Origin of the sequence: Mycolicibacterium stellerae (assembly GCF_003719305.1) — a bacterium.
GTDB lineage: Bacteria > Actinomycetota > Actinomycetes > Mycobacteriales > Mycobacteriaceae > Mycobacterium > Mycobacterium stellerae.
This window is the reverse complement of record NZ_RARC01000022.1, coordinates 15,813-42,024: the sequence shown is the minus strand read 5'-3', so window position 1 is coordinate 42,024 and position 26,212 is coordinate 15,813. Positions and strand designations below refer to the sequence as shown.

At 67.3% G+C, this 26,212-nt stretch carries 30 protein-coding genes; 13 read left to right on the top strand and 17 right to left on the bottom strand.

Annotated elements, in window-relative coordinates:
- Position 1: 1 nt before the first annotated feature.
- Positions 2-313 carry a WXG100 family type VII secretion target gene (locus D6M19_RS23205; RefSeq protein ID WP_164478645.1) on the bottom strand — a complete coding sequence of 104 codons (312 nt, stop codon included), beginning with the start codon at positions 311-313 and terminating at the stop codon, positions 2-4.
- 154 nt (positions 314-467) lie between these two features.
- Between D6M19_RS23205 and D6M19_RS23200 the strand changes: the two genes are divergently transcribed.
- Positions 468-1,493, top strand: a complete 1,026-nt coding sequence (locus tag D6M19_RS23200) for an NAD(P)H-dependent glycerol-3-phosphate dehydrogenase (RefSeq protein ID WP_123027620.1) — start codon at positions 468-470, stop codon at positions 1,491-1,493.
- Position 1,494: 1 nt separating this feature from the next.
- On the opposite strand, the gene D6M19_RS23195 is transcribed toward D6M19_RS23200, so the two are convergent.
- From D6M19_RS23195 to grcC1, 3 genes are all read right to left on the bottom strand, one after another.
- Complete coding sequence (locus D6M19_RS23195; protein WP_123027619.1) at positions 1,495-2,028, bottom strand: hypothetical protein; 534 nt, start codon at positions 2,026-2,028, stop codon at positions 1,495-1,497.
- A gap of 44 nt (positions 2,029-2,072) precedes the next feature.
- The gene (gene htpX / locus D6M19_RS23190; RefSeq protein ID WP_123027618.1) at positions 2,073-2,951 is read right to left on the bottom strand and encodes a zinc metalloprotease HtpX; all 879 of its coding nucleotides are present in this window, start codon (positions 2,949-2,951) and stop codon (positions 2,073-2,075) included.
- A gap of 84 nt (positions 2,952-3,035) precedes the next feature.
- Positions 3,036-4,043, bottom strand: coding sequence for a nonaprenyl/(2E,6E)-farnesyl/geranylgeranyl diphosphat synthase (gene grcC1 / locus D6M19_RS23185; protein ID WP_206428608.1), 1,008 nt, complete (start codon positions 4,041-4,043; stop codon positions 3,036-3,038).
- Between the two features lie 21 nt (positions 4,044-4,064).
- Here grcC1 and menJ point away from each other — a divergent pair, with 21 nt between their 5' ends.
- The gene (gene menJ, locus D6M19_RS23180; protein ID WP_123027616.1) at positions 4,065-5,285 is read left to right on the top strand and encodes a menaquinone reductase MenJ; all 1,221 of its coding nucleotides are present in this window, start codon (positions 4,065-4,067) and stop codon (positions 5,283-5,285) included.
- A gap of 119 nt (positions 5,286-5,404) precedes the next feature.
- Positions 5,405-5,863 carry a GAF domain-containing protein gene (locus D6M19_RS23175; protein WP_123027615.1) on the top strand — a complete coding sequence of 153 codons (459 nt, stop codon included), beginning with the start codon at positions 5,405-5,407 and terminating at the stop codon, positions 5,861-5,863.
- On the opposite strand, the gene D6M19_RS23170 is transcribed toward D6M19_RS23175, so the two are convergent.
- Complete coding sequence (locus tag D6M19_RS23170; RefSeq protein WP_123027677.1) at positions 5,860-6,552, bottom strand: demethylmenaquinone methyltransferase; 693 nt, start codon at positions 6,550-6,552, stop codon at positions 5,860-5,862. The two genes, D6M19_RS23175 and D6M19_RS23170, sit on opposite strands and share 4 nt — an antisense overlap.
- 70 nt (positions 6,553-6,622) lie before the next feature.
- Here D6M19_RS23170 and D6M19_RS23165 point away from each other — a divergent pair, with 70 nt between their 5' ends.
- Complete coding sequence (locus tag D6M19_RS23165) at positions 6,623-7,447, top strand: SDR family oxidoreductase (protein WP_123027614.1); 825 nt, start codon at positions 6,623-6,625, stop codon at positions 7,445-7,447.
- Here D6M19_RS23165 and D6M19_RS23160 read toward each other — a convergent pair whose 3' ends face one another.
- The gene (locus tag D6M19_RS23160; protein WP_123027613.1) at positions 7,448-8,575 is read right to left on the bottom strand and encodes a glycosyltransferase family 4 protein; all 1,128 of its coding nucleotides are present in this window, start codon (positions 8,573-8,575) and stop codon (positions 7,448-7,450) included.
- Positions 8,576-8,706: 131 nt separating this feature from the next.
- On the opposite strand from D6M19_RS23160, the gene D6M19_RS23155 reads away from it, so the two are divergent.
- On the top strand, positions 8,707-9,417 hold the full coding sequence (locus D6M19_RS23155; RefSeq protein ID WP_123027612.1) for a DsbA family protein: 711 nt from the start codon (positions 8,707-8,709) through the stop codon (positions 9,415-9,417).
- On the opposite strand, the gene D6M19_RS23150 is transcribed toward D6M19_RS23155, so the two are convergent.
- Genes D6M19_RS23150 through D6M19_RS23130 form a run of 5 tightly spaced genes read right to left on the bottom strand, consistent with a single transcriptional unit; the run spans position 9,372 to position 14,062 of the window.
- The gene (locus tag D6M19_RS23150) at positions 9,372-9,905 is read right to left on the bottom strand and encodes a DUF3592 domain-containing protein (protein ID WP_123027611.1); all 534 of its coding nucleotides are present in this window, start codon (positions 9,903-9,905) and stop codon (positions 9,372-9,374) included. The genes D6M19_RS23155 and D6M19_RS23150 overlap by 46 nt on opposite strands.
- On the bottom strand, positions 9,902-11,542 hold the full coding sequence (gene menD / locus D6M19_RS23145) for a 2-succinyl-5-enolpyruvyl-6-hydroxy-3-cyclohexene-1-carboxylic-acid synthase (RefSeq protein ID WP_123027676.1): 1,641 nt from the start codon (positions 11,540-11,542) through the stop codon (positions 9,902-9,904). Before menD ends, D6M19_RS23150 begins: the two co-directional genes overlap by 4 nt.
- Positions 11,543-11,551: 9 nt before the next feature.
- Positions 11,552-12,328 carry an alpha/beta fold hydrolase gene (locus D6M19_RS23140; protein ID WP_123027610.1) on the bottom strand — a complete coding sequence of 259 codons (777 nt, stop codon included), beginning with the start codon at positions 12,326-12,328 and terminating at the stop codon, positions 11,552-11,554.
- On the bottom strand, positions 12,325-13,083 hold the full coding sequence (locus D6M19_RS23135) for a DJ-1/PfpI family protein (RefSeq protein WP_123027609.1): 759 nt from the start codon (positions 13,081-13,083) through the stop codon (positions 12,325-12,327). Before D6M19_RS23135 ends, D6M19_RS23140 begins: the two co-directional genes overlap by 4 nt.
- A gap of 10 nt (positions 13,084-13,093) precedes the next feature.
- A complete protein-coding gene (locus D6M19_RS23130) occupies positions 13,094-14,062 on the bottom strand; it encodes a GlxA family transcriptional regulator (RefSeq protein WP_234835003.1) in 969 nt (322 codons plus the stop codon).
- A 122-nt stretch (positions 14,063-14,184) separates the two neighbouring features.
- Here D6M19_RS23130 and D6M19_RS23125 point away from each other — a divergent pair, with 122 nt between their 5' ends.
- The 3 genes from D6M19_RS23125 to D6M19_RS23115 are packed head-to-tail and all read left to right on the top strand — an operon-like array spanning position 14,185 to position 15,517.
- On the top strand, positions 14,185-14,409 hold the full coding sequence (locus tag D6M19_RS23125; RefSeq protein ID WP_123027607.1) for a hypothetical protein: 225 nt from the start codon (positions 14,185-14,187) through the stop codon (positions 14,407-14,409).
- Positions 14,406-15,266 (top strand): oxygenase MpaB family protein, encoded by an 861-nt coding sequence (locus D6M19_RS23120; protein ID WP_123027675.1) that lies wholly within the window; start codon positions 14,406-14,408, stop codon positions 15,264-15,266. The genes D6M19_RS23125 and D6M19_RS23120 overlap by 4 nt, the downstream gene beginning before the upstream one ends.
- Positions 15,267-15,268: 2 nt before the next feature.
- Entirely contained in the window at positions 15,269-15,517 is a 249-nt protein-coding gene (locus D6M19_RS23115; RefSeq protein ID WP_123027606.1) for a hypothetical protein, read from the top strand.
- Here D6M19_RS23115 and D6M19_RS23110 read toward each other — a convergent pair.
- The gene (locus D6M19_RS23110; RefSeq protein ID WP_407665395.1) at positions 15,488-16,462 is read right to left on the bottom strand and encodes an o-succinylbenzoate synthase; all 975 of its coding nucleotides are present in this window, start codon (positions 16,460-16,462) and stop codon (positions 15,488-15,490) included. The two genes, D6M19_RS23115 and D6M19_RS23110, sit on opposite strands and share 30 nt — an antisense overlap.
- Before the next feature lie 132 nt (positions 16,463-16,594).
- Here D6M19_RS23110 and D6M19_RS23105 point away from each other — a divergent pair, with 132 nt between their 5' ends.
- Both D6M19_RS23105 and D6M19_RS23100 read left to right on the top strand, forming a co-directional pair.
- The gene (locus D6M19_RS23105) at positions 16,595-17,080 is read left to right on the top strand and encodes a TspO/MBR family protein (RefSeq protein ID WP_123027673.1); all 486 of its coding nucleotides are present in this window, start codon (positions 16,595-16,597) and stop codon (positions 17,078-17,080) included.
- Positions 17,077-17,706: an SOUL family heme-binding protein gene (locus tag D6M19_RS23100; RefSeq protein WP_123027605.1), complete on the top strand. Its 630-nt coding sequence runs from the start codon at positions 17,077-17,079 to the stop codon at positions 17,704-17,706. The genes D6M19_RS23105 and D6M19_RS23100 overlap by 4 nt, the downstream gene beginning before the upstream one ends.
- Positions 17,707-17,710: 4 nt before the next feature.
- Here D6M19_RS23100 and D6M19_RS23095 read toward each other — a convergent pair whose 3' ends face one another.
- Together D6M19_RS23095 and D6M19_RS23090 are read right to left on the bottom strand one after the other, a co-directional pair.
- Positions 17,711-19,318: an amidohydrolase gene (locus tag D6M19_RS23095; protein WP_123027604.1), complete on the bottom strand. Its 1,608-nt coding sequence runs from the start codon at positions 19,316-19,318 to the stop codon at positions 17,711-17,713.
- 97 nt (positions 19,319-19,415) lie between these two features.
- On the bottom strand, positions 19,416-20,153 hold the full coding sequence (locus D6M19_RS23090) for a hypothetical protein (protein ID WP_123027603.1): 738 nt from the start codon (positions 20,151-20,153) through the stop codon (positions 19,416-19,418).
- 204 nt (positions 20,154-20,357) lie between these two features.
- Between D6M19_RS23090 and D6M19_RS23085 the strand changes: the two genes are divergently transcribed.
- The 3 genes from D6M19_RS23085 to D6M19_RS23075 all read left to right on the top strand — a co-directional run bounded on the left by D6M19_RS23085 (position 20,358) and on the right by D6M19_RS23075 (position 23,925).
- Positions 20,358-20,825 (top strand): YciI family protein, encoded by a 468-nt coding sequence (locus D6M19_RS23085; protein ID WP_123027602.1) that lies wholly within the window; start codon positions 20,358-20,360, stop codon positions 20,823-20,825.
- Between the two features lie 134 nt (positions 20,826-20,959).
- Complete coding sequence (gene fadD8, locus D6M19_RS23080) at positions 20,960-22,567, top strand: fatty-acid--CoA ligase FadD8 (RefSeq protein ID WP_123027601.1); 1,608 nt, start codon at positions 20,960-20,962, stop codon at positions 22,565-22,567.
- A gap of 140 nt (positions 22,568-22,707) precedes the next feature.
- Positions 22,708-23,925, top strand: coding sequence for an RNA polymerase sigma factor (locus D6M19_RS23075; RefSeq protein ID WP_123027600.1), 1,218 nt, complete (start codon positions 22,708-22,710; stop codon positions 23,923-23,925).
- On the opposite strand, the gene D6M19_RS23070 is transcribed toward D6M19_RS23075, so the two are convergent.
- From D6M19_RS23070 to D6M19_RS23060, 3 genes are read right to left on the bottom strand one after another with little or no spacing between them, the layout of a single operon-like run.
- The gene (locus D6M19_RS23070; RefSeq protein WP_123027599.1) at positions 23,903-24,544 is read right to left on the bottom strand and encodes an SAM-dependent methyltransferase; all 642 of its coding nucleotides are present in this window, start codon (positions 24,542-24,544) and stop codon (positions 23,903-23,905) included. The genes D6M19_RS23075 and D6M19_RS23070 overlap by 23 nt on opposite strands.
- Positions 24,541-25,479, bottom strand: coding sequence for an acyl-CoA dehydrogenase family protein (locus D6M19_RS23065; RefSeq protein ID WP_123027598.1), 939 nt, complete (start codon positions 25,477-25,479; stop codon positions 24,541-24,543). The genes D6M19_RS23070 and D6M19_RS23065 overlap by 4 nt, the downstream gene beginning before the upstream one ends.
- Positions 25,476-26,183: a glycosyltransferase family 2 protein gene (locus D6M19_RS23060; RefSeq protein ID WP_123027597.1), complete on the bottom strand. Its 708-nt coding sequence runs from the start codon at positions 26,181-26,183 to the stop codon at positions 25,476-25,478. The genes D6M19_RS23065 and D6M19_RS23060 overlap by 4 nt, the downstream gene beginning before the upstream one ends.
- Positions 26,184-26,212: the final 29 nt, after the last annotated feature.

Below are 26,212 nucleotides of genomic sequence, written 5' to 3'. Positions count from 1 at the left end.
CCTACAGGCTTGTGGGATCCACAGACGCGATCATGTCGCGGTTGTTGTCCTCGGTGTTGGCGTAGGCCGCCGCGGCACTCGACAACGCGTCCGCCTGTGAGGTCAGCACTCGGTACAGCTCGGCCGTCGTGGTCTGCCAGCGTTGAGTCCTTGAGTCGACCGCTCGCGCCGACCGCCCGACCAGTCCGGGCTGCGCGCCGTCGGCCGCCGCCACCGACGACCCGTGTCCGGCCCTGAGTTGGTCTGCGTACCCGCGGACGCGCTCGGCGGCACGAGCCAAGTCCTGCGGGTCGACCTTGATCAGTTCGGGCACGGGGAGCCTTTCTGCCAGCTGGCAATCGACGCTACCAGCGGCGCAAGGGGTGTTTCCGCACCAATTTGTTCGCATCAGCTAACTTCGGCGATGTGCCCGACGCAGTTCGTCAACTCCCAGTGAAACGGCGTGCGTCGGCAATACGCTTCAACCCATGGCACCTGCTCAACGCGAACCCAAAGTCGTCGTCCTCGGTGGAGGATCCTGGGGCACCACCGTCGCTTCCATCTGCGCCAGGCGCGGGCCGACATTGCAGTGGGTGCGCTCCGAGGAGACCGCCAACGACATCAACGAGAAGCATCGAAACACCAAGTACCTCGGCGACGAGGTCGAGCTGGCGCTGACGCTGCAGGCCACCACCGACTTCTCCGAGGCGGCCGAGTGCGCCGACGTCATCGTGATGGGTGTGCCGTCCCACGGCTTCCGCGGCGTGCTGACCGAACTCGCCAAGGAGCTGCGGCCGTGGGTGCCGGTGGTGTCTTTGGTGAAGGGCCTCGAACAGGGCACCAACTACCGAATGAGCCAGATCGTCGACGAGGTACTGCCGGGGCACCCTGCGGGCATCCTGGCCGGTCCGAACATCGCCCGCGAGGTCGCCGAGGGATATGCCGCCGCGGCAGTGCTTGCAATGCCGGACCAGCACCTGGCCGCCAACCTCGCAACCCTGTTCCGCACCCAACGATTCCGCACCTATACAACCGATGACGTCGTCGGTGTGGAGATGGCGGGCGCGCTGAAGAACGTCTACGCCATCGCCGTCGGCATGGGTTACTCCCTCGGTATCGGCGAGAACACCCGCGCATTGGTGATCGCTCGCGCGCTGCGCGAGATGTCGCGGCTCGGCGAAGCGATGGGCGGCCACCGCGATACGTTCGCCGGCCTCGCGGGCATGGGTGACTTGATCGTCACGTGCACAAGCCAGCGCAGCCGCAACCGCCACGTCGGCGAGCAGCTGGGCGCGGGCAAGTCGATCGACGAGATCATCTCGTCGATGAACCAGGTCGCCGAGGGCGTCAAGGCGGCAAGCGTGATCATGGAATTCGCCGAGGAGTACGGCCTGTCGATGCCGATCGCTCGCGAGGTCGACGGCGTCGTCAACCACGGCGCAACCGTCGAGGACGCCTACCGTGGGCTGGCCGCCGAGAAGCCGGGGCACGAAGTGTACGGCTCGGGGTTCTGAGCTAGTTGAAGTAGGGGTTCGTTCCTTCGGGCCGGTCGACCAACGGATTGACTTGACCGACAATGAAACTGCCCGCGGGGCTGATCACGAAGCCCGCCTGATTGCGACTGTCGACGCATGAGGTGACGGTGCCGTCGCTGCCGCAGCTCAAGGTCTGGAACGACAGCCGCGAGTTGGCCGGAAGCGGCTTGATGTCACCGGCACTGGTGAACGGGTTGGCCGCGACGTTGGAAAAGACCGGCACGCCGCCGATCGCGCCGCTGACCATGTTCGCGCCTTCGGGCCCGCCGGGCATCGGGCCGCTGCATCCGTAGCCACCGGAGCGCTGCAGCAGGCACGTCAGCCCGTCAGGCGTGGTGAAGGCGTATGCCGCGTCGCCAAGCACCGCGTAGTCCGACGGCTTCACCGGCGCGTAGCCGTTCACGTTGGGCGGCGGCGGAGGCGGGGGTGGCTCGCTCGGATCGGCCGCGGCGATGCCCGGCGCACTGGCCACGGCGGCTGCCGCAGCACCCACGAGGATCGTTCTGCTCAGCATCGGCTCAGCTTAAGTGGTGCAGAAGTGAAAAGCAGAGGCGGTGGCTAGTACTGGCCGGGGCCGCGGCCCGCCATCTCCTCGAGCCTGCGGATCCGCTCCTCGATCGGCGGGTGCGTGGAGAACAGCTTGCCCATCTTCTCGCCCGCGCGGAACGGGCTGGCGATCATCAGGTGCGCCTGGTCGGCCAGCTGCGGCTCCGGCGGCAACGGCGCCTGCTGCACGCCACCGCTGATCTTGCGAAGCGCCGACGCAAGCGACAGCGGGTCGCCGGTCAACTCGGCGCCGGACTGGTCGGCCTGGTACTCGCGCGACCGCGACACCGCCAGCCGAATAACCGTTGCGGCGATGGGCCCGAGCAGCGAAACAAGCAGGATGGCAAAGGGATTCGCGCCACCGTCGCGGTTTCCGCCGAACATGCTGGCGAAGAACGCCAGGTTGGCGATCGCGGTGATCACCGACGCCATCGCGCCGGCCACACACGAGATCAGGATGTCGCGGTTGTAGACGTGCGACAGCTCATGCCCGAGCACCGCACGCAATTCCCGCTCATCGAGGATCTGCAGTATCCCGGTCGTGCAGCACACCGCCGCATTGCGGGGGTTGCGGCCCGTCGCGAACGCGTTCGGATTTGCCGTGTCGCTGATGTACAGCCGCGGCATCGGTTGATGGGCGGTGGTGGCCAGCTCCCGCACGACCTTGTACATGAACGGCGCCTGCACCTCGGTGACCGGCTGAGCGTGCATCGCCCGCAGCGCCAGCTTGTCGCTGTTGAAGTAGACGTAGACGTTCATGCCGATCGCGAACAGCACGGCCAGGAACATGATGTTCCTGCCGAACATTGCACCGACGGCGACGATCAGCCCCGAGAACAATGCCAGCAGGACGAAAGTCTTGGCCGTGTTGGCATGTGGATGCCAGCTCATCAGCGTCCTCCTGAAACTTTCCGCTCCTCGCGTCCGCGTGAAGGTCTTCGCTTCTCCAACGCTCTGAAGGCCGTCGCAGGTTCCTCAGCCGTGCCGGTTGACCGTGTAATCCACCAGCGATGCCAATGCCTGCCTACCCGGCCCCTCCGGCAGATTGGCCAGCTCGTCGCGGGCCTGCGTGGCATACCGCACCACGGTCTCCTTGGCCTGAACTATGCCTTGCGACCTGCGCAGCAGGTTCAGCGCCTCGGCCAGCTCGGCATCGTCCTCGACCGGGCCTGCCAGCAGTTCGCGCAGCCGGTCGGCGTCGCGACCCGTTTCGCGCAGCGCGTAGAGGACCGGCAGGGTGTGCACCCCTTCGCGCAGGTCGGTGCCGGGCACTTTCCCGGACTCCTCGGGGTCGCTGTCGATGTCGATGATGTCGTCGGAGATCTGGAACACCGTGCCGACGATGCCGCCGAGCCTGCTCAGCCGCTCGATCTGCTCTTCGTCGGCGCCGGAGAAGGTGCCGCCGAACCGGCCGGACGCCGCGATCAGGCAGGCCGTCTTCTCGTAGACGACCTTCAGATAGTGCTCGACGGAGTCGACGTGGTCGGCGGCGCCGCGGGTCTCGCGCATTTGGCCGGTGACCAGCTGGGCGAACGTCTCGGCGATGATCCGCACCGCGTCGGGGCCCAGCCGGGAGACCAGCCGCGAGGCCGTCGCGAACAGGTAGTCACCGGCCAGGATTGCGATGTTGTTGCTCCACCTGGCGTTCGCGCTCGGGGCGCCGCGGCGCACCTGAGCCTCGTCCATCACGTCGTCGTGGTAGAGCGTGGCCAGGTGCACCAGCTCGATGACGGCGCCTGCGACGGTGACCTGCCAGTTGTCGGGGTCGGGACCCAGCTGCGCGGACAGCACGGTGAACAGGGGGCGGAAACGCTTGCCGCCTGCCTGGAACAGATGCTGGACGGCCTCGGCCATCAGGTCGTCGGCTTTGCCCAGCTCAGTGGCCATCAGGTCCTCGATGCGGGCCACGCCGTCGCGGACGTCCTGCGCAAAGGCGGGGTCCCCGAAGTCCACGCCCGCGACCACGCTCGCCGGTGTCCTCACCCTGCCAACATACTGGGAGGCATGAGCATCAGGGCTGACGTGGTCGTCGTCGGCGCAGGGCCGGCCGGCTCCGCTGCTGCCGCATGGGCCGCCCGCAGCGGCCGCGACGTGCTGGTGATCGACTCCGCCCAGTTCCCGCGCGACAAGGCGTGCGGTGACGGCCTGACCCCTCGGGCCGTCGCCGAGATGCAGTTGCTCGGCCTCGGGCCGTGGCTCGACGGCCGCATCACCCACCACGGGCTGCGGATGTCGGGCTTCGGCGCGGACGTCGAGATCCGCTGGCCCGGCCCTTCGTTCCCGAAGATCAGCAGCGCGGTGCCCCGCACCGAGCTCGACGACCGCATCCGAATGGTCGCTGTAGACGATGGCGCAAAGATGATGCTGGGCGTCAAAGCCGTTGAGGTGAAGCATGATTCGGCGGGCCGCGTGTCTTCCGTTCTGCTGGACTCCGGCGCCGAGGTCGGGTGCGGGCAGCTGATCGTCGCGGACGGGGCACGGTCGACGCTTGGCCGCGTGCTTGGCCGCGAGTGGCACAAGGAGACGGTATACGGGGTGGCGATTCGCGGGTACATCGCGACGCCGCGCGCCGACGAGCAGTGGATCACGTCGCACCTGGAACTGCGGTCGCCCGAGGGTGAGGTGCTGCCGGGCTACGGCTGGATCTTCCCGCTCGGCAACGGCGAGGTGAACATCGGCGTCGGCGCGCTGGCGACCGCCAAACGGCCGGCGGATGCGGCGCTGCGGCCGCTGATGGCGTACTACGCGTCACTGAGGCGTAAGGAATGGGGCTTCGAGGGCGAGCCGCGGCTGGGGCTTTCGGCGCTGCTGCCGATGGGCGGTGCGGTGTCGGGGGTGGCCGGGCCGAACTGGATGCTGATCGGGGACGCCGCGGCGTGCGTCAACCCGCTCAACGGGGAGGGCATCGACTACGGGCTGGAGACCGGCAGGCTGGCGGCCGAGATGCTCGATTCGGGTGATCTGACGTCTGCATGGCCTGCGCTGCTGCAGCAGCACTACGCCCGCGGGTTCTCGGTCGCTCGCCGGCTTGGCCTGCTGCTGACGATCCCGCGCTTCCTGCCCGCGACGGGTCCGCTCGCGATGCGGTCGGAATTTCTGATGAACATCGCGGTCCGGGTGATGGCCAACCTCGTCACCGACGAGGACGCGGACTGGGTCGCGCGGGTGTGGCGGCGCGCGGGCGGGGGCTCACGGCGCCTCGACCGCCGCCCGCCGTTCAGCTGATCTCTCGCGGTGCCCGCCTCCGAGCGAATCTCTCGCTGCTACCGAATGGTCCTCGGGATGGTCTTCGGGTTGAGCGAATTAGTCGCTCAGAGCCGGGCACAGGCGGGTACCCAAGCCTGATGCCGAACGTCCCCAGCACATACCGGGCGCCGATGCGGTCACGTCGTGACGACGTCGACTTCGGGGCGACGATCGAGCGGGCACTGCGAGTCGGGGTGTGTGGATTCGGCGAGCCCGTTCACGACGGCCGCTCCGCCCGACGGGTCGAGCGGTTCGCCGACGTCGAGCAAGGCTCGTTCGTGTGGACCCGCGACCCGGACGGGCTGTACTGGCTTGGCCGTGTATCGGGTCCCTACTTCTACGATGACACCGACGACGCGGTGGCCGTCGATCTGGTTCATGTGCGTGAATGCGATTGGCTGCCAAAGCCATTGCTTGAACCGGAGGTGCCCGCAGCCGTCGTCGCCACCTTCCGGCGCGGCGGACGCAACTTCCAGCAGACCCACGACGCGACAGCCGGCGCCGCGAGCCTTCGCATCTGGGAAGCGCTCAGCCCGCCGGGCATCCCGCGACCCTAGGGCGAGGGTTTCACCGCGGCATGCAGGGCCACGATGCCGCCGCTCAGATTGCGCCAGCGCACCGCCGACCAGCCGGCGTCGGAGATCTGGCGCGCGAGTTGCGCCTGGTCGGGCCACGCCCGAATCGACTCCGCCAGATAGACATACGCGTCGGGGTTCGACGACACCTTTCGCGCGATCCGCGGCAACGCCTGCATCAGGTACTCCTTGTAGGCGGTGGCGAACAGCGTGTTCGTCGGCGTCGAGAACTCGCACACCACCAGCCGCCCGCCCGGCCGCGTCACCCGCGCCATCTCGCGCAGCCCCGCCGCATGGTCGACGACGTTGCGCAGCCCGAAGCTGATGGTCACCGCGTCGAACACCCCGTCGGCGAACGGCAGCCGCGTCGCATCGCCCGCGACCTTGGGCACGTCGCGACCCACGCCTGCGGCGAGCATTCCGACCGAGAAATCGGCGGCCACACACCACGCACCCGACCGTGCCAGCTCGACCGTCGACACCGCGGTGCCCGCCGCCAGGTCCAGCACCGTGTCGCCTGCCCCGATGCGCAGCGCCGACCTCGTTGCGCGCCGCCAGAACCGGTCCTGCCCCAGCGACAAGACCGTGTTGGTCAGGTCGTAGCGCTGCGCGACGGCGTCGAACATCGACGCCACTTCACGTGGGTCTTTGTCCAGCGACGCCCGGCTCACGCCCGCGACGCTACCTGTCAAGCTCCGTAGAGCGGGAATGCCCAGTGCGATGGCGGGCATTGCTAAAGACATGGCTGACAAAGTTTGGTTCATCACCGGGACATCACGTGGCTTCGGCAGGGAATGGGCGATCGCGGCCCTCGAGCGCGGCGACAAGGTGGCGGCCACCGCCCGCGACACCGCGACCCTGGCCGACCTCGCCGACAAATACGGCGACGCCCTGCTTCCGATCCAGCTGGACGTGACCGACCGCGACGCGGACTTCGCCGCCGTCAAGCAGGCTCACGACCACTTCGGCCGGCTCGACATCGTCGTCAACAATGCGGGCTACGGACACTTCGGCTTCATCGAGGAACTCTCGGAGCAGGAGGCGCGTGCCCAGATCGAGACGAACGTGTTCGGTGCGCTGTGGGTCACCCAGGCCGCCCTGCCGTACCTCCGGGCACAGCGCAGCGGGCACATCATCCAGGTGTCGTCGATCGGCGGCATCACCGCGTTCCAGGACGTCGGCATCTATCACGCGTCGAAGTGGGCGCTCGAAGGATTCTCCCAGTCGCTGGCGCAGGAGGTCGAACCGTTCGGGATCCATGTCACGCTGATCGAGCCCGGCGGCTTCTCAACAGACTGGGCAGGACCGTCGGCCAAGCGCTCCAACCCCCTGCCCGACTACAAGGAGGTGCACGAGGCGGCCGACCTTGTGCGCGCGCAGCGGATGTCGAAGCCAGGTGATCCCAAGGCATCGGCGGCCGCCGTTCTCAAGATCGTCGACGCGCCCAAACCGCCGCTGCGGGTGTTCTTCGGCGAGCTGCCGCTGTCGCTGGCCAAGGCCGACTACGAAACCCGGCTGGCGACGTGGGAGCAGTGGCAGCCGGTCTCCGTCGAGGCGCAGGGCTGATCAGGCGGCCTTGACGCCGCGGGTCCCGAGTACGGCCTCGTAGTGGCCGATCAACTCGTCGCAGATCGCGGGCCAGGTGCGGCTGAGCACGCTGCGGCGGGCCGCCACCGAGTAGCGCTGCCGCTCGGTGAGCAGGTGAGCGACCGCCGTCGTCAAACGGTCTTCGAACTCGGCGACCGGCAGCAGCAACCCGGTATGCATGGGCGCCACCAGGTCTCGCGGGCCGCCCGCGTTGGGCGCGATGACCGGTAGTCCCGACGCCATCGCCTCCTGCACGGCCTGACAGAAAGTCTCGTGCTCGCCGGGGTGGACGAAGACGTCCATGCTGGCGTAGGCGGCGGCGAGTTTCTCGCCGTAGAGCGCACCGGTGAAAACGGCCGTCGGTAAGGCTGATTCGAGCTTGACGCGGTCCACACCGTCGCCAACGATGACCAGTTGCAGGTCATCGCGTCGACCAAGCACGGCGAGGCGCTCGACGTGCTTCTCCGGCGCGAGGCGGCCGACGAAGCCGACGACCGGCTTGCCGTCGGGTGACCACTGCTTGCGCAGCCGCTCGTCACGGGCTGACGGGGCGAATCCCGCGATGTCGACTCCACGCGCCCACTTGTGGACACGGGGAATACCATGCGCAGCAAGATTTTCCATCGCCGAGACCGACGGCGCAAGCGTCCGGTCGGCGCGGCTGTGCAGGTGGCGGGTCCAGGCCCAGGCGGCTCGCGCGGCGATGCCGATGCCGTAGCTCTGCGCGAAACCCGCTACGTCCGTTTGGAACACCGCGACGGTCGGCACTCCGAGATAGCGCGCGGCGTGCAGACCACCGTAGCCGAGCAGGGCAGGCGACGCGAGGTGCACGATGTCTGGGTCGAATCCCCTGAGCACCTTGACCATTCGTGGCCGCGGCACGCCCAGGGGCAGCGACGTGACCTTCGGGAACATCCGTGACGGCACCCGGTGAACTCGGACACCTTCGTGGATCCGGTCGGCAGGCGGCTCGCCGCGCAGTGTGTCAGGGGCGATCACGAGGACTTCGTGACCGTGGTTGCGGAGGTGCTCGATCACCCGCAGCACCGAGTTGGTGACACCGTTGACATGCGGGAGGAAGGACTCTGCGACGATCGCAACGCGCACACCAAGATGGTGACATCAACGGCTGTCGGCAAGGTTGCCTGCCGGGATACGACACGCGAAGTTCTCGTGCCGATCGCCGGGAACATCCTGCTCCGCTGGCGGGTATTGTGCGCACAAGGAGGGCGGTTGACATGCGAATTCCCCGCGCGGCGGTAGTCATAGCGGCGGCCGTGCTGATGGGCGCCGTCGGCTGCACCAACCAAATCACCGGCACCGCCACGCAGGATCCGACTCAGCCTCCGCTGGCACGCAGCGACGACGGATACGGCATCGTCGCGGGCTATCCCGACGCCCCGGTGCAGATCGAGCTGTACACCGAACCTCAGTGCAGCCACTGCGAAGAGCTCCAGTCGTCCTACGGCAACGACATCGAGCGCTACATCAACCTCGGCCAGCTTGCGGTGACCTACCGCCCGGTGACATTCCTGGACACCCCGAGCACGGATCACCATTCGGCGCGGGTGGCCAATGCGATGTTCCTGGCCGTCGGGGCGCCCGAGTCGACCGACGAGGCCGACATGTCGTCGGGGCCCGAGTTCCAGCGTTTCGTCGAAGACCTATGGGCCCATCAGGAGCCCGGCGGCCCCGGTCCCAGCGACGAGGCGATGGCGAGGATGGCGCAGGAATCCGGCATCCCCGATGATGTTGCGGGCAAGATCCGCGACGGCGACTCCGCCGACGACGTCGACATCGACGAGATGGCCGCATACAACTACGGGGCGCTGATCGGTATTGATCCGATAACCACCGGAACACCAACGGTTTACGACCTCAGCACGCAGGAGAAGGTCGACGTTCACGACGACGACTGGCTGGACAACTTGATGGGCTCGTCGGTCTGACCCGCGAGCCGTCGCTCGAAGAGCGATAGCCCCATCAATGCCACCCCGGCGACCAGCCAGCCGACCACCGCGATCGATCCGGCCGGAATGATCGCCAGCGCGGCGTTGCGGTGTTGCACCCGAACCAGATCGGGATTGTCCTTGTCGTATTCGACGTAAATCCGCATGCCCGTGTCCAATTCGGACGGATACAGCACGCCGAGCTCGGGCCGGTAGGTGACACGGTCGGGTGTGACGAACTCGATCGTCGAGCGCCGGGGTCCGGCGCTGAGCACCTCGGCCTCGGCCACCCCCATGTTGCCTTCGATCTGCGCGTCGTTGCGCCAGGCTCCGAGCACCAGCAGCAGCGACTGCAACGTCACCAGAGAGGCCACGATGACGATGCCGATCCGCATCCGCCGGAAGTTCCGTGCGGCGCGGGTTTCGCCGGGTTCGCCGTACAGGTGCGGATTGACGATGCGCACCAACCGCTTCACCGGTTCGATCACAACGCCGCCTTGATCGACGCGTGCAGCGCCCGCAGCGACGACCGGTCGGCCTTCACCTCCAGTACCCGCATACCGTCAAACGGTTCGTCGAGGGCGGCGACCAGATCGTCGACCTCGATCTGCCTGCTCTCCACGTGATACGCCCGGCACAGCGCGCCGACATCAACGTCGTGCGGTGTGCCGAAGATTCGCGACGACACATCGGAGAACCGCGGATCGCCCTGCTCGAGCAGCTCGAAGATGCCGCCGCCGTTGTCGTTGGAGACCACGATCGTCAAATGCCGCGGTGCCGGCTCCGTCGGCCCGATCAACAGCCCCGAGCTGTCGTGCACGAAGGTCAGGTCACCGATCAGCGCGACGGTCCGGCCCCCGGTGCGGTCGTGCGCCAGCGCGGCGCCGATCGCCGTCGACACGGTGCCGTCGATGCCGGCGACGCCGCGATTTGAGCGCACCTTGATGCCACGTGGGCGCAGGCCGACCAGCGCGACGTCGCGCACCGGGTTCGACGCGCCGAGCACCAGCTGGTCGCCCTCACGCAACGCCTTGGCCACTGCCGCGGCGACGTGCAGCCCGGTGGTCAAGGGATGGGCCTCGAGCTGGCCGCGCACCGCCTCGCTCGCCTGGGTGTTGACGGCGGCGCAGCGACGCAGCCAGGCCGGGTTCGGCGCGCCGGTGGTCACCGCGCGGGTGCCGGTGGCCTGCGAGTTTCCCGAGACGTCGGGCCAGCGCGGTCCGGTTGTCAGCGCGAACACCGGCACCGACGAGTCGGCCAGCAGGGCAGAGACAGGTCGGTGCAGCGTCGGGCGGCCCAGCATGATCACCTGCTGCGGGCGAAGCAGCGGCAGGGCCATCGGATGCAGAGGGTTGTCAGCGGGCGGGGCGGTCGGTTCGGCGACCGTCGGAAGCGCCGCCAGGTTGGGGTGCGCGCCTGCGCCGTGTCCGGCGATGACGACCGTGTCGGGGGTGAGGTCGATGTCCAGCGGTTGGTCGAACGTCACCGGGGGGGTGTAGGTCCACGGCTTTCCGCCTTGGCGGCCCTGCGGCGCGTACGACGTCGACGGATCCTGGTCGCGGTCGGGCACCAGCGGCTCGCGCAGCGGAATGTCGAACTGCACCGGCCCGGCGTTCGCGGTTCGAGCACCGGTGGCGGCCACCAACACTCGACATGTCGCCGACCGCCACTGCGCGTTGAATTCGTCCATCCGCTCCGGTGAAGCTTCGGCTAGCCCCAGGCTGATGTTTGCTCGCACCTGGGTGCCGAAGTAGCCCAGCTGTTCCATCGTCTGGTTCGCTCCGGTGCCAAGCAGTTCGTAGGGCCGGTTGGCCGAAAGCACGATGAGCGGCACCCGCGCGTAGTTGGCCTCCACCACTGCGGGTCCGAGGTTGGCCACCGCTGTGCCCGACGTCATCGCCACACAGACGGGGGCGCCTTCGGCGACCGCCAGCCCGATCGCCAGGTAGCCGGCGGTGCGCTCGTCGATGCGTACGTGCAGCCGAATCCGGCCGGCTCGGTCGGCGTCGTGCAGCGCGAAGGCCAGCGGCGCGTTACGCGAACCCGGGCACAGCACGACGTCGCGCACGCCGCCGCGAACGAGTTCGTCGACGACGACACGCGCCTGTGCCGTCGATGGGTTCACCACTACAGCCTATTCGCCGAAGAATTTCAGCGCCGCCGCGTTCACCACCTGCGGTTTCTCGATGAAGCCGAGGTGGCCGGTGTCCGGAATCTCCAGGTAGCGGCCGTTCGGCAGCGCGGCGGCGACCTCACGGCCAAGGTGCGGCGGCAGCACGATGTCGTCGCCGAACCCGATGACGAGGGCGGGCGCGGTAATACTTCGGTAAGCGGGCAGCCGGTTGTCGTGCGGGCAGACGTCGGTCTGGGCCCGCAGGCCAGGCGTCGGCCTGGTCGGCCACATGGTGAACATGTCGATCCAGTCGCGGACCGCGAGGTCGTCGTTGATCGTCTTCGGCGAGAAGCTCTCCAGCAGCCGCAGCTTCGCGTCGAAGGAGGCGGGCAACTCGACGCCTGATTCGGCCAGCTCGCGTTCGGCCGTGCGGAAGAAGTCGCGGGCGCGGTCGTGGCGGCCCCTGGTGGCCATCAGCACCGCCGAGCGGACCAGTTCGGGGCGGGCCAGCATCAGTTCCTGCGCGATGAAGGAGCCCATGGAGACCGCCACGATTCGCACGGGTGCGGCGTCTAGGTTCTCGATCAGCGCAGCGGTGTCGGCAACCATCTGCTCGACGCCGAACCCGTCGGCCTGCTCGGTGGCGCCGATCCCCCGGTTGTCGAATGTGATCGCCCGGTACCCGGCCCGCACGAAGTCGGGGACCTGATAGAGCTGCCAGGTACGGCCGGCACCGCCCCGTCCGGCGATGAATAGCACCGGTTCGCCGGCGCCGCGTTCGTCGTAGGCCAGATTCACCCAGCAGAGGCTACGCGAGCGCGGCCCTTGCGACGCTTCGCCCTTGCCCGCTCGATCGCGTGGTCCCACAGCAGTCCGGTCGCGGCCTTCAGCTGTTTGGGTTTGACGAGATCCTTGCCCATCAGCACGGTGGCCGCCGCTTTCGTCGTCGCCGATGCCTTCGACATGTGGCCGGAGTCGAACGGCGGCTGCGGGTCGTATTCCATCGACAGCTGGATGACTTTGGCCCGGCCCTCGCCGCCGATCTGGCCCGCGAGCCACAGCCCGAGGTCGATTCCTGCCGAAACACCCGCACACGTCACGATCTTGTTTTCGACCGAACCGTCCGCCGACACGATGCGCTCATCGCCGACGGCCGTTACACCCAACGCCGACAGCGCCGACAGAGCCGCCCAGTGCGAGGTCGCGCGCTTGCCCTCCAGCAGACCCGCCGCGGCCAGCATGATCGAGCCGGAGCACACCGACGCCGTCCACGTTGCGGTCTCGTGCGCGTTGCGCAGCCAGTCGAGCACCTTCTCGTCGCGGGCGTGCTCCATCGTTGAGAATCCACCGGGCACGAGAATGATGTCGGGAGAGGGAGTTTCGTCGAACGAGTGTGTTGCACCGACCACGAGCACGCCGGAGTCGGCGGCGATCGGGCCCGGCTCATGCCACACGAAGCGCACCTCCGCGTCGGGCAGCATGCGCAGGCTTTCGTATGGTCCGATGAAGTCCAGTGCGGTGAAGCCCGGGTACAGCACGATGGCGATCTGCATGGTTCCTCCTCTAGGCGAATGCCTTGCGGTACTGATCGGGCGAGACGCCCATTCGTCGAACGAAATTGCGGCGCAGGGTCTCTGCGGTGCCGAAGCCGCACCGGGCGGCGATCACGGTGACGGTGTCGTCGGTCTCCTCGAGTTGTCTGCGCGCGGCTTCGGTGCGGATGCGCTCGACGTAAGCGCCGGGCGCCTCCCCTACCTCGTCGGTGAACACCCGAGTGAAATGCCGCGGGCTCATCGCCGCTCGGCTGGCCAGATCGGAAATGCTGTGCGCGGCACCGGGTTGCGTCTCGATCGACTCCTGCACCTCTCGGATCGGTGCCCGCTTGGCGCGCGGCATCCACACCGGTGCGGCGAACTGGCTCTGCCCGCCCGGCCGCCGCAAATAGAGCACCAGATACCGGGCAACCGTCTGCGCGACCTCCGTGCCGTGGTCCTCCTCGACCAGCGAGAGCGCCAGATCGATCCCGGCGGTGACACCTGCCGCCGTCCACACCGTTGGTGAGCTCTGCACGAAGATCGGATCGGGATCGACTGCGACGGAGGGAAACTCGCGGGCCAACTCGTCGGCGAACGCCCAGTGCGTTGTCGCTCTGCAGCCGTCCAGCAGGCCTGCCTGCGCGGCGAGGAACGCGCCGGTGCACACGCTGACGACGCGCCGGGCGGTTCCAGACACCGCCTTGACCCAGTCGACGACGCCGGGGTTCTTCCGCGCCTCATCGAGACCCCAGCCGCCGGGAAGCACGACGGTGTCGATGTCGCCGTGAGGGTCGGGAAGTGGTTGGGCGACGAGCACCAACCCGGTGCCGGCGGTGACGTGGCCACCGTCGACGGACGCGATCGTCACGTCGTACCCGTCGTCGGCGCGGTTGTCCGCGGCCAGGTTCAGCGTTGCGCCGGTGAACACGTCGAACGGTCCGACCATGTCCAGCGCCTGCACGCCAGGGTAGCCGAGGATCACCACCGATCGCGTCACGACCCCAGTGTTGGCCACCATGGGCCATGTCGTCTACGCCCTGTACCCCACAAATCAGGACATGGTGTCCGCATGTCAGCGAAAGCGCTGCCCAGAGCGGAATGAGCATTAACATAGGCGCCGTGCTCGACACGCTGCGGAAGTTTTTGGGCTTCGAGATGACGATCGCCGAGTGGCTCGGGACGGCCATCGTCGGCGCGGTCCCCTACCTCGTGATCGGCGTGCTCTGGTCGGCCACGCACACGGCCCACCTCGGCGGGAGCACCGACATCGATCGAACGGTGTCGTTTCTCGGATCGATCGTGAGTTGGCCGGTGCTGTTGTTCTCCGATGTGTGCCTGGCATGAGCGATACCCGTATCTCCGTCAGGAGACAGACCGCACGCTGGGATCCCGACGCCGAGGTCTCGGTGGCCGACGCGATGGACTTCTGGTCGTTCGCCGCCGCCGCGGCCAATGTGGTCATGCAGTTGGCGTCGCCAGGTGTCGGCTACGGAGTGGTCGAGAGCAAGGTCGACTCGGGCAGCATTCTCAAGCACCCGTGGAAGCGCCTGCGCACGACGTCGCAGTACCTCGCCGTCGCTGTGTTCGGTTCCGAGCAGGACCGCGCCGCGTTCCGTGAAGCCGTCGACGGGGCACACCGCCAGGTGATCTCCAGCCCCGAAAGCCCGGTGAAGTACAACGCCTTCGACCGCGAACTCCAAATGTGGGTGGCGGCATGCCTTTTCGTCGGACTCGAGGACACCTACAGGTTACTGCGCGGCGAGATGACCCCCCAACAGCGCGAGCAGTTCTACCGTTCCTCGTGGACATTGGGAACAACCCTTCAGGTAACAGAGGACCAATGGCCGGCCACCCGATCCGAGTTCGATACCTACTGGGATGACGCATGCAAGCGGGTGGTCATCGATGCCCCAGTCCGCGAGTACCTCTCCGATCTGATCAACCTGCGGATGATCAATCCCGTTCTGGGGCTGCCGTTCCGGCCGCTGCTAAAGTTTCTCACCATCGGCTTCCTCGCTCCGGTGTTCAGGGACGCGTTGGGTGTGCGGTGGAGTCAGGGCAAGCAGCGCCGCTTCGAATGGTTGTTCCTTCTGGTGGCTTTCGCGAACCGGTTCTTGCCGGTGTTCATCCGTCAGGGCGGTAGCTACCTCGCGTTGGCCGACGTGCGCAGGCGGGTTCGCGCGCACAGCAGCCTGGTGTGAGGGTGACCGGTCTGCGTCGGCTGCTCAGCCGAAAGGTCAGCGTCGAAGCGATGCTCGAGATCGCGATGTGGCTCGCGATCCCCTATCTCGTCATCGGGATCGGGTGGACCTTCTTCAACGCCGACGACGTCACGCGAATCGAGAGTCATTTGCAGACACGCATTCCCGCCGGTTCCGAGTTGGCGGCGTTCGGCGCGACGACGGCGATGTGGCCGTTTCTGCTATTCGGTCACGAGGTCTGCGCGCCCTGACGCGAAGCAGGCCTTGATCCGGTCGATCCACCATTGTCGCCGCTGCGGTGACACGGCCAACGTCTGCAGTCGAGCCGGGTCCGGGGTGACCGTCGCGACGGGCAGATAGCCGTCGACGGGCGTGAGGGGTTCGGCGACGTCTTCGACGAACAGGCCGCCGGTGCCAAGCCCACAGGCGTGCCGCAGGTCCGGCAGTGCACCGGCGGCCAGCAGACCTCGGCCGATACCGACCGCCGAATCCAGTGCGCTGGAAACGACAACGGGGATGTCGATCTGGCGGGCGATATCGAGCATCTTGGCGACCCCGCCCAACGGCGCAACCTTCAACACGGCGATATCGGCGGCCCCCGATCGCACGACGTGCAAAGGGTCATCGGCCCTGCGGATGCTTTCGTCGGCGGCGATCGGCACGTCGACGAGACGGCGCAGTTCGGCCAGTTCGGGCACGGTCATGCAGGGTTGTTCAAGGTATTCCAGGCCGCCGTCGGCGGTCAGCGCCCGAGCCGCCTCGACGGCCTCGGCGACAGTCCAGCCGCCGTTGGCATCGACCCGAACCGTCGGCACATGATCACGCACGGCGTTGACGCGGGCCACGTCGTCGGCGAGCGTCTGACCGGGCTCGGCGACCTTCACCTTGGCGGTGCGCGCGCCGGGGAATCGGGCCAGCACGTCGGGCACATCCGCGGCGGCGACGGCGGGCACGGTCGCGTTGATTGCGATGCGGTCGCGACGAACCGGCGGGGGCGGCGTGTACGCGGCCTCGACGGCCGCGGCCAACCACGCCGCCGCCTCGGACGGTTCATACTCGAGAAACGCGCCGAACTCGCCCCAGCCCGACGGGCCGTCGATCAGCGCAACTTCGCGAACAGTGATGCCGCGGAACTTGATCCGCATCGGTAGGGCGACGACGTGTAGGCGATCAACGATGTCGGTTACTGACGGCACGGCCTCAATAATCCACCACGTCATAGTTCGGTAAGAGTTCGGCAGCAGCCCGTCGGCCCCTCGTCGGTTAGCGTATGTTTAAGTTACTTAACAATTTCAGCACGGGCATCGGCTCGTGAGAGGGCAGTGATCATGCAGGCTCGCACGTTGGTCCCGAACGCACTGGCAGTGGCCGCCACCGGCGTGTTGGGCGGCCTTGCCAGCCGACCGGCGCAGTCGGCGTGGTACGCGTCGCTGAAGAAGCCGCCGTACCAGCCGCCGCGGCAGGCGTTCCCGATCGTCTGGCCGATCCTTTACGCCGATATCGCCACCGTCTCGGCGTCGACGATCGACGAACTCGACGACCGCGGCGACACAGGCGCCCGCCGGTCCTACATCGCGGCCCTGACGGCCAACCTCGTGCTCAACGCCAGTTGGTCATGGCTTTTCTTCACCAAGCGATGGCTTGGCACCTCGGCGATCGCGGCGGGCGTACTCGCCGTCAGCAGTGCCGATCTGACCCGACGTGCGGCGGCGGTGCGCGGTCGCCGTGCCGCACCGCTTGCCCTCTACCCGCTGTGGTGCGCGTTTGCCGCCGTGCTGTCCACCCACATCTGGTTCCTGAATCGACGCTCATGAAAATCGCCAAGCTACCCATACAGATTGCGGAGTCGGCCCTATCCGTCGGCGGGATTCGAGTCGGTACGGAGGAGCCGCACTACCTCAGCACCCGTCTCACGGATGGGGTCGACATCCGCACCTACGGCCCGCGCGTCGCTGCCCAGACAACGGTTGAGGCCGACGAGGACCGCGCCCGCAGCATCGGATTCCGGCGCCTGGCCCGCTACATCTTCGGCGGCAACCACCGCGAGCAGGAGATCGCCATGACCGCACCGGTGGTCCAGCAGGCGAGCCGCAAGGGCGACGACATCGCGATGACGGCGCCCGTCGCCCAGTCGCGCACATCCGACGACCGTTGGACCATCCGGTTTTTCATGCCGTCGAAGTGGACGATGGACACGCTGCCCACCCCCGACGACGACGATGTCGCACTGGTATCCGTCCCCGGAGAGACCGTCGCGGTGCTGCGATTCAGCGGAGATCGCAGCCCGACGGCAGTCGCAGCCCGCACCGAAGAACTGCTCGATGCGTTACGCACCGCCGGGATCGAACCGATCGGCGAGCCGGTCGCTTGGTTCTACGACCCGCCCTGGACCCTGCCGTTCCGGCGCCGCAACGAGATAGCCATAGCTATCAAGCCATGAAAGCTCAGCTCTTCGCGTACACCCGGCGCCCCGCGAGATAGGTGGCGCGCACCTCCAGGTCGGCGATGTCTTCGGCGGACACGGTGCGCGGATCGGCCGACAGCACAACGAAATCCGCGTACTTGCCGACCTCCAACGAGCCGATCGCGTCGTCGCTGAACAGCTGCCATGCCGCGTCGATCGTCTGAGCCCGGATGGCCTGGTCGACGGTCAGCAGCTGCTCGGGTCCGAGCACCCGACCACTCGGCGCGGTCCTGGTGGCCGCAACGCTGATGTTGCGCAGGGGCTCCTCCGGGGTGACCGGCGGATCGTTGTGAAGCGAGATCCGCATACCGGTGGCGACCGCGGAACCGCATGGCATCCAACGTGATCCGTGTTCGACGCCGAACAGGCCGTCGACGATGATGTCACCCCAGTAGTGGATCTGGTCGACGAAGATGCTGCACGTGACGCCGAGATCGGCTGCGCGCTGCAGCTGTTCGTCGGAGATCGCGCCGACGTGCTCGAGGCGCAGCCGGTGGTCGGTGCGCGGATGTTTTCTCAGCGCCTCGGAGTAGACATCGAGGATGGTGTCGACGCCCTTGTCGCCCTGCACGTGACAGGCCATCTGCCAACCCAGGGGGAAGTAGGCCTCGACGATCTCGGTGAGCTGCTCGCGGGTGTAGTTCGCGTGCCCGCACGAGCCCGGCACCACACCGATGGCGCGGGTGGCGTCGGTGTCCAGATACGGGAAGGACAGGTCGATGTTGCCGACCCACGGCGAGCCGTCGACCCAGATCTTGATGCCGACCTGACGCACCGTGTCGTCACCGTTGTCGACGGTCTCGTCGGTGGTCATCGCCGCGGTCGACATCTCATAGGTGCGCAGCCGGACCGTCAGCTGGTCACGCAGCTGGAGGAGCATCGGACGGAACATCGGGTCGAAAGCCATCTCAGAACACGTCGTCAGGCCGGCCCGGTTCAGCCGCGCGCACTCGGCGAGCAGCATGGCGGGGTAGTCGCTGGGTTGGATCGCGCCGGCCAGCAGCGGGAACACCGCACCGGTTTCCTCAGCGGTGCCATCCAATTCGCCGGAGGCGTCGTGGCCGTAGCGGGCACCCTTGGGGTCGGGGGTGTCGCGGGTCAGCCCGGCTCGCGCGGCTGCCGCGGAGTTGAAGTACGCCTTGTGGCCGGAGTTGTGGATGATCACCAACGGGCCGTCGGGAGCGATCCCGTTGAGCCAGTCGAGCGTCGGCTCGGGAAGCCCGTCCTGCAGCAGCGGATCCCAGCCGTTGAGGTACGCGCCTTCATCGCCGCGCTTGGCGACCTCCGCCTTGATTGCCGCGACGACCTGGTCGGGGTCGGCGATCGTGACGGGCCGGATGTCGACCAGCCGGTCCGACAAGGCGATCGCCTCCATCAGCGGGTGCCCGTGGGCCTCGATCAGCCCGGGCAGCACGCAGGCGTCGCCGATGTCGATGACCTCGGTGTCGGGCCCGACGAACGCCTCGATGTCGACCTTGCTGCCGACGGCTGTTATTCGGCCGTCGGCGATGGCCAGCGCCTCCGCGGTGGGTTGTGCCTCGTCGGCGGTCAGCACTGTTCCGTGGATGACTAGCTCAGCGTTGGGCACATGCCCATTTTGCTGGACGCCGGTTGTTTGAAAGCAGAAATGGACCCAGCCCAGGCCGGGAGGAGCCTGGGCCGGGCTGGGGAGAGAGCTACGGTTGCTATCCGCCGAGTGCGGCGGCCTCATTGTCCTTCGCCGTCGCCTGGTCCTCGAGAGCTTGCGCCGCGGCCATGCCCTTGGCGACCGCATCCTTATCCGGGCTCAGCAGCGAAGCGTCCAGACGCGCTTGGTTGGCCTGCTCACGCAAGCTGACGGCTTCAGCCTTGAGCGCGGCGGCCTTCTTCGCGTTCTCGGCCTTCGCGTCTGCGGCGGCCTTTGCGTCCGCGGCGGCCTTCTCCTCGGCAGCCTTCTTGGCCGCCTCGGCCTCGGCCTGCTGCGCCTCGATCTTGGCCTGCCCGTCGCCGTTGCCGCTGACCACGGGGTTCTGAACCGGAGCCTGCTGGACCGGTGCCTGCTGAACCGGAGCTTGGCCGGGGACCGTGATGACGCGGGGTGACGGGTTGTTCACCACGACGGGGGCGCTCGGCGACGAGCTGGTGCCCAGCGAGGGGATGTTGATCTCTGACGGGATGTTGAACACCGTCGACGGTGCGCTCTGCGCGCTGGTGGTCTGCACATTCGAGTTCTTCATGCCGAGCATGAGCGCAAACGCGCCGATGCCGATGGCCAGCAGGGCCAGCGCGCCTGCGGCCATCTTCATGCCGGAACCGGAGTTCTGCGGGGCCACCGGCATCGGGGCGTACTGCGGCTGCGGGGCGTACTGCGGCTGCGGGGCGGGCGCGTAGTAGGTGTTGGGCTGGCCGTGGTAGCTGTTCTGGGGGCCGTAGTAGCTGTTCATGATCTCTCCCGTAGGTGCTGGCGCTTCCCGGTTTGGGCTGCTCTCACGGGTAGGAGCGCTGGGCCTACGGCGCTCGCACACTTTTTCCGAAACTTTTCTGAAAGTTTTTTTCCGGCCGTGTCGATTCGGCGGGGTTGTCGTTCGACGTGTCAACGAGGGCACGATGGACGTGCCCCTTCACCACAGATCGAAGGAGACATGACAATGTCGCGCTACATGCTGATCATGCGGTCCACCCCCGAGGCCGAGGCCGCCATGGAAGAGGCCAACATCGACTTCAGCGAGATCATCGAGTCGATGGGCCGGTTCAACGAGGAGCTCATCAAGGCCGGCGTGCTGCTGGCCGGCGAGGGTCTGACCGGGCCCGAGGAGGGCTTCGTCGTCGACTTCAACGCCGATCCACCTGTGGTCACCGACGGCCCGTACACCGAGGCCAAGGAGCTGTTCAACGGGTTCTGGATCCTCGACGTGTCCTCCAAGGAAGAGGCCAAGCAGTGGGCACAGAAGGTTCCGCTGGGTAAGGGCGTCAAGCTCGAGGTGCGCCGGGTGTCGGAGACCGAAGAGTTTCCGCAGGACAACCCGTGGGTCCAGAAGGAGATTCAGTGGAAGGCCGACCTGGCCGAGAAGATCGCCGCGCAGGCGCGCGCGGACGCCGACAAGCTGGCGCGCTGACTCTCCGCGAGACGGAATTCCGGCACCGGAAGTGCGAGTGGGGGCGTGCCGGGATTCCGTTTCGCGGGAAGTCGAGCGCCTACGATGTGCCCGGCCCTTGAAACCATTTCTGTAACACGTTCTAATCTGAAGTCATGACCTCGGTTGACGACCTGCTGCGCCATCCCCTGCACTCCGGCCACCTCACGGTTGATGCCCTCAAGCGCAACAAGGACAAGCCAGTGCTTTTCCTCGGCGACACCACGCTGACCGGCGGCCAGCTCGCCGACCGCATCAGCCAGTACATTCAGGCGTTCGAGGGGCTCGGCGCGGGCACTGGCGCCGCTGTCGGCCTGCTGGCGCTCAACCGCCCCGAGGTCCTGATGATCGTCGGTGCCGGCCAAACGCAGGGTTATCGACGAACCGCACTACATCCTCTCGGTTCGTTGGATGACCATGCCTACGTGCTGAACGACGCCGGGATCACATCCCTGATCATCGACCCGAACCCGATGTTCGTTGAACGGGCGCTGGGTCTGCTGGAGAAGGTGCCCGAGCTGAAGCAGATCCTCACCATCGGGCCGGTGCCGTCAGAGCTGGCCGACGTCGCGGTGGATCTCAATGCCGAGGCGGCGAAGTACTCCCCCCGCCCGTTGGTCGCCGCGGAGTTGGCGCCGGACACCGTCACCGGGCTTGCCTTCACCGGTGGTACGACCGGCAAGCCGAAGGGCGTCATGATGACCGCCCAGGCCACCACCACGATGACGACGATCCAGCTCGCCGAGTGGGAATGGCCCGAGAATCCCAAGTTCCTGATGTGCACCCCGCTGTCGCATGCCGGCGCAGCATTCTTCGTGCCAACGATCGTCAAGGGTGGCGAGATGGTCGTGCTCGCCAAGTTCGATCCGGCCGAGGTGCTCAAAACCATTGAGGAACAGAAGATCACGGCGACGATGCTTGTGCCGTCGATGATCTACGCACTGATGGATCATCCCGACTCGCATACGCGTGACCTGTCGTCTCTCGAGACTGTGTACTACGGCGCGTCGGCGATGAACCCGGTGCGGCTGAAGGAAGCGATCGCCCGGTTCGGCCCGATCTTCGCGCAGTACTACGGGCAGTCCGAGGCGCCGATGGTGATCACCTATCTGGCCAAGGGCGACCACGACGAGAAGCGACTGACCTCATGCGGGCGTCCGACGTTGTTCGCCCGCACGGCGTTGCTCGGCGAGGACGGCCAGCCGGTGGCCCAAGGCGAGGTTGGCGAGATCTGCGTGTCGGGACCCTTGCTCTCGGGCGGGTACTTGAACAAACCCGAGGCGACGGCCGAGACGTTCCGCGACGGCTGGATGCACACCGGCGATCTGGCCCGCGAGGACGAAGACGGCTTCTGGTACATCGTCGACCGTACCAAGGACATGATCGTCACCGGCGGCTTCAACGTGTTCCCGCGCGAAGTCGAAGACGTTGTCGCCGAACACCCTTCGGTCGCGCAGGTCTGCGTCATCGGCACGCCCGACGAGAAGTGGGGCGAGGCGGTGACCGCCGTCATCGTGCTGCGGCCCGATGCGCCCAGTGATGACGAGGCGATCGCGAAGGTGACCGCTGAGATCCAGTCCGCGGTCAAGGATCGCAAGGGTTCGGTGCAGTCACCCAAGCAGGTGATCGTCGTCGACTCGGTGCCGGTGACCGCGCTGGGCAAGCCGGACAAGAAGGCGGTGCGCGCGCAGTTCTGGGAGGGCGCAGGCCGCGCGGTCGGCTGATTTTGCACCGCGAGCAGACGCATATGTACCCGAAAGCCCCTCGAAAAGGGGACTTTTGCGACTGCTCGCGCTAGAGGGTGACCCACAATGGGCGTGTGCCGTCGACCGATATCCGCCAGACCGTTGATGCGGTGTGGCGAATGGAGGCCGCCAAGATCGTGGCGACGCTGACCAGGGTCGTCGGCGACATCGGGCTCGCCGAGGACCTGGCGCAGGAAGCCCTCGTGGACGCGCTGACACAATGGCCGGACACCGGCGTGCCACGCAACGCGGGAGCGTGGCTCACCACCGTTGCCAAGCGCAAGGCGATCGACAACTGGCGTCGGCAGGACAACCTCGACGCCAAGTACGCAACACTGGCCCGCGGTCTGGAAGCCCGAATCGACGAACCCGCATGGGATCCCGACCGGATCGACGACGACGTGCTGCGGCTGATCTTCATCTCGTCGCACCCCGTGTTGTCGCGAGAAGGGCAGATCGCGCTGACCCTGCGCGTGGTCGGCGGCCTGACCACCGACGAGATCGCCAGAGCCTTCCTGTCGTCGGCGCCGACGATCGCGGCCCGGATCACCAGGGCCAAGAAGACGCTTGCGGCGGCGGACGTACCGTTCGAGGTGCCCGATCGCTCGGAGTACCCGCAGCGGCTGTCGGCGGTGCTTTCGGTGATCTACCTGATCTACAACGAGGGCTATTCGGCATCGTTTGGTCAACGCTGGATTCGCGACGAGCTGTGCACCGAGGCGCTGCGCCTCGGCCGGGTACTCGCGGCGCTGGTGCCCGATGAACCCGAGGTGCACGGGCTCTTGTCGTTGATGGAGTTTCAATCGTCGCGGTTCGGGGCGCGCACCGAAGCAGACGGGACACCGATCCTGCTGCAGGAGCAGAACCGCACGAAGTGGGATCGCGCGCAGATCGGACGCGGGGTCGCCGCGCTGGAGCGGGCCGCGCATGCCGTCGAGAAGAGGGGCACCGGCTGGGGCCCGTATGCGTTGCAGGCCGCGCTGGCCGAATGCCACGCCACCGCCCCGACGGCGGCCGAAACCGACTGGAACCGGGTCGTCTCGCTATATGACGGGCTTCTACAGATCGCGCCGTCGCCGATAGTCGAGTTAAACCGGGCCGTCGCGGTCGCGATGGCTGACCCCTCCGAGGGGCCCCGGCTGGCGCTGGAGATCGTCGACGGGCTGACCGGCCTCGACGGGTCCTACCTGTTGCCAAGCGTTCGCGGGGAGCTGCTGGCCCGCGTCGGCCGCAACGACGAAGCGGCAGCGGAATTCGCAAGGGCCGCCGACCTCACCGACAACGAGCGCGAGCGGGACGTGTTGAGGAACAAGGCTATTCGGATGCAGACGGGCTAGCTCCAGGCACGCCGGTGCGGGCCGCCACCGAAGCGGGCGTCGCGGTGTCGAAAACGTCGACGACGACGTCGTCGTCCCGGTACCCGCCGATGCGGTGCAGGCCGGGCGTCGCGGCGACGACGTCGTTGGTCTCGTCGCCCGTCATCGGATAATCCGTGACGGGATGCCGCCAATGCGCGGCGACAATCGTCGCCGGGTTGGTCAGCCGCGGCAGCTCGCGGTCCAGAATCTCTCGCAGCGTTGCGGCCTCCAGGTAATAGCCGACCTCCGACAGCACGATCAGATCGAAATCCGTTGCCGGCCAGTCCTCGTCGAGCGAGTGACGCATCAGCGTCACACCCTCTTCGAGGCCGGCTTCCTTCAGCCGTCTGCCGGTGGCTTCCAGAGCGGCGGGAACGAGGTCGGTGGCCGTCACGTGATCGCATCGAGCGGCCAGCCGCTCGGTCAGCACACCCACAGAACAGCCGGGCTCGAATGCATGCTGGAATCGCGGAAGTGGCAGCAGCGCAAGGGTGATCGCGAACTTGCGTTGCTCGTACCACCTCTCCTGCAGCTGCCACGGATCGGCCGACGCGTCGTACATCCGGTCGAAGTACGCATCGGGCAGTCGTGCGCTCATCGAAGCCGTCCCGCCAGTGATCCGAGTTCGGCAAGGTCGCGTTCGGCGTGGCTCTGCCGCACATACATGGTCAGATCGGCAACGCGGCCCGCATGCTTGGCATCCTGTGCCAGCGGCCCTGGCCCGAGCGCCCGTCCGGTGCGGGTGATCGTCTCGTCAACCGCCGTCTCCACCACCGCCCTTGTCCTTCGCGCAATCAACTCCGCTCGCCCCGCACGGTTCAACGGATCCGCGTCGACCTCGGACGCCGCCGACAGCAGCATCGCCTCGGCGGCAGCGATCGCGGCGTCCACCGCACCGAGATGCGCAAGCGTGTGCGGGTCGACGGATTCGCGGGTGGCCCGCGCATACAGCGGTGCGGCGACCGCGCGTGCCCCGCCGAGCCAGCACGCACTCACCCCGATGGCGCCGTGCCAGAAGCCCGGCCGGTCGAGATACTCGCCGGGAGTGCCGACCGATACCGCAGGCGCACCGGTGAATTGCACCGATCGGGTGTCCGAGTCTGCCATCCCTGCGTTGCGCCAATCACTTGGCAGCGATCGCACATGCCGATCAGCGAGGTCTACGGCGAACAGGCCGCGACGTTCTGCGTCGACTTCCGCGGTCACCAGGGCGTGGGTGCAGATGCCCGCGCCGGAACACCACACCTTTGTGCCTTCGAGTCGCACGTCATCGCCTTCGCCATGCGCAAGCAGGACGGCATCGCGGGCCTCGGCGGCCCAAACCCCCCACAGCTGATCGGGTTTGGGGTCTGGCCCGCGTAGCTCGGCGAGGATCGCGACGGCGTCGGTGTGCGCTTCGGCCAGCCGCCCAGCGACGACGTCGGCCTCCGTCAGTTCGGCCAGCCGACGCCAACGAACCGCGGTCTCACCTGAGCCGGGAAGAGGCAGATCCAACTCCCCCGCCGCCAACCAGCGCCCGATCTGGGTGCTCATGCGCCCGCCCTCTTCTTGCGCACCGAGTCCGACAGCTCACGCAGGTGCTTTGCGAATCCACCTGGCGCACGGCCCTTCTGGCGATCCGACGTCGCCACCGACAAGCTCTTGTCGCGATGGATGCGCACACCCCGGGCCTCGAACCGGCCGACGAGCTCGACGTCTTCGCCGGAAGGCAGTGCCCGGAACCCGCCAGCCGCCCAGTACGCATCTGCGCGAAACCCCATGTTTGCGCCGTGAACGTGATTGTGGCCCAGGCCTTTCGAGTGATATGCGCGCAGGTAGCGACGAGCCACCTCGGCCGGGTAGTGTCGCCAAGCCGGCACCCGCACGACGCCAAGCACCATGTCGGCGTCGGAGGCCGTCATCTGTAGCAACCAGTCGGCGGGCACCACGCTGTCGGCGTCGGTGGTGGCAAACCAGGTGCGGGCAGGGTCGACGGCCTCGCACAGCTGGCGGGCATACTCGAAACCCGCCGCCCTTGCCGCCCCGACATTGCCCGCTTCAACGGTGACGAAGTGCACGTCCGGGCCGAACTGCCCGACCAAGCGCTCGCTGCCATCGCTGGTGGCGTCGAGCACCACCACAACGGAAGCCGGCGCGGGTAGACAAACGGTCGCGGTCGCCAGTGCACGCAGACACCGCGGCAGATGTGCGGCCTCGTTGTGGGCAGGCACGACGACGACGGCCTTGGCCAGTTCCATCCCTGGTAGATAGCCGGATTCCAGATCTT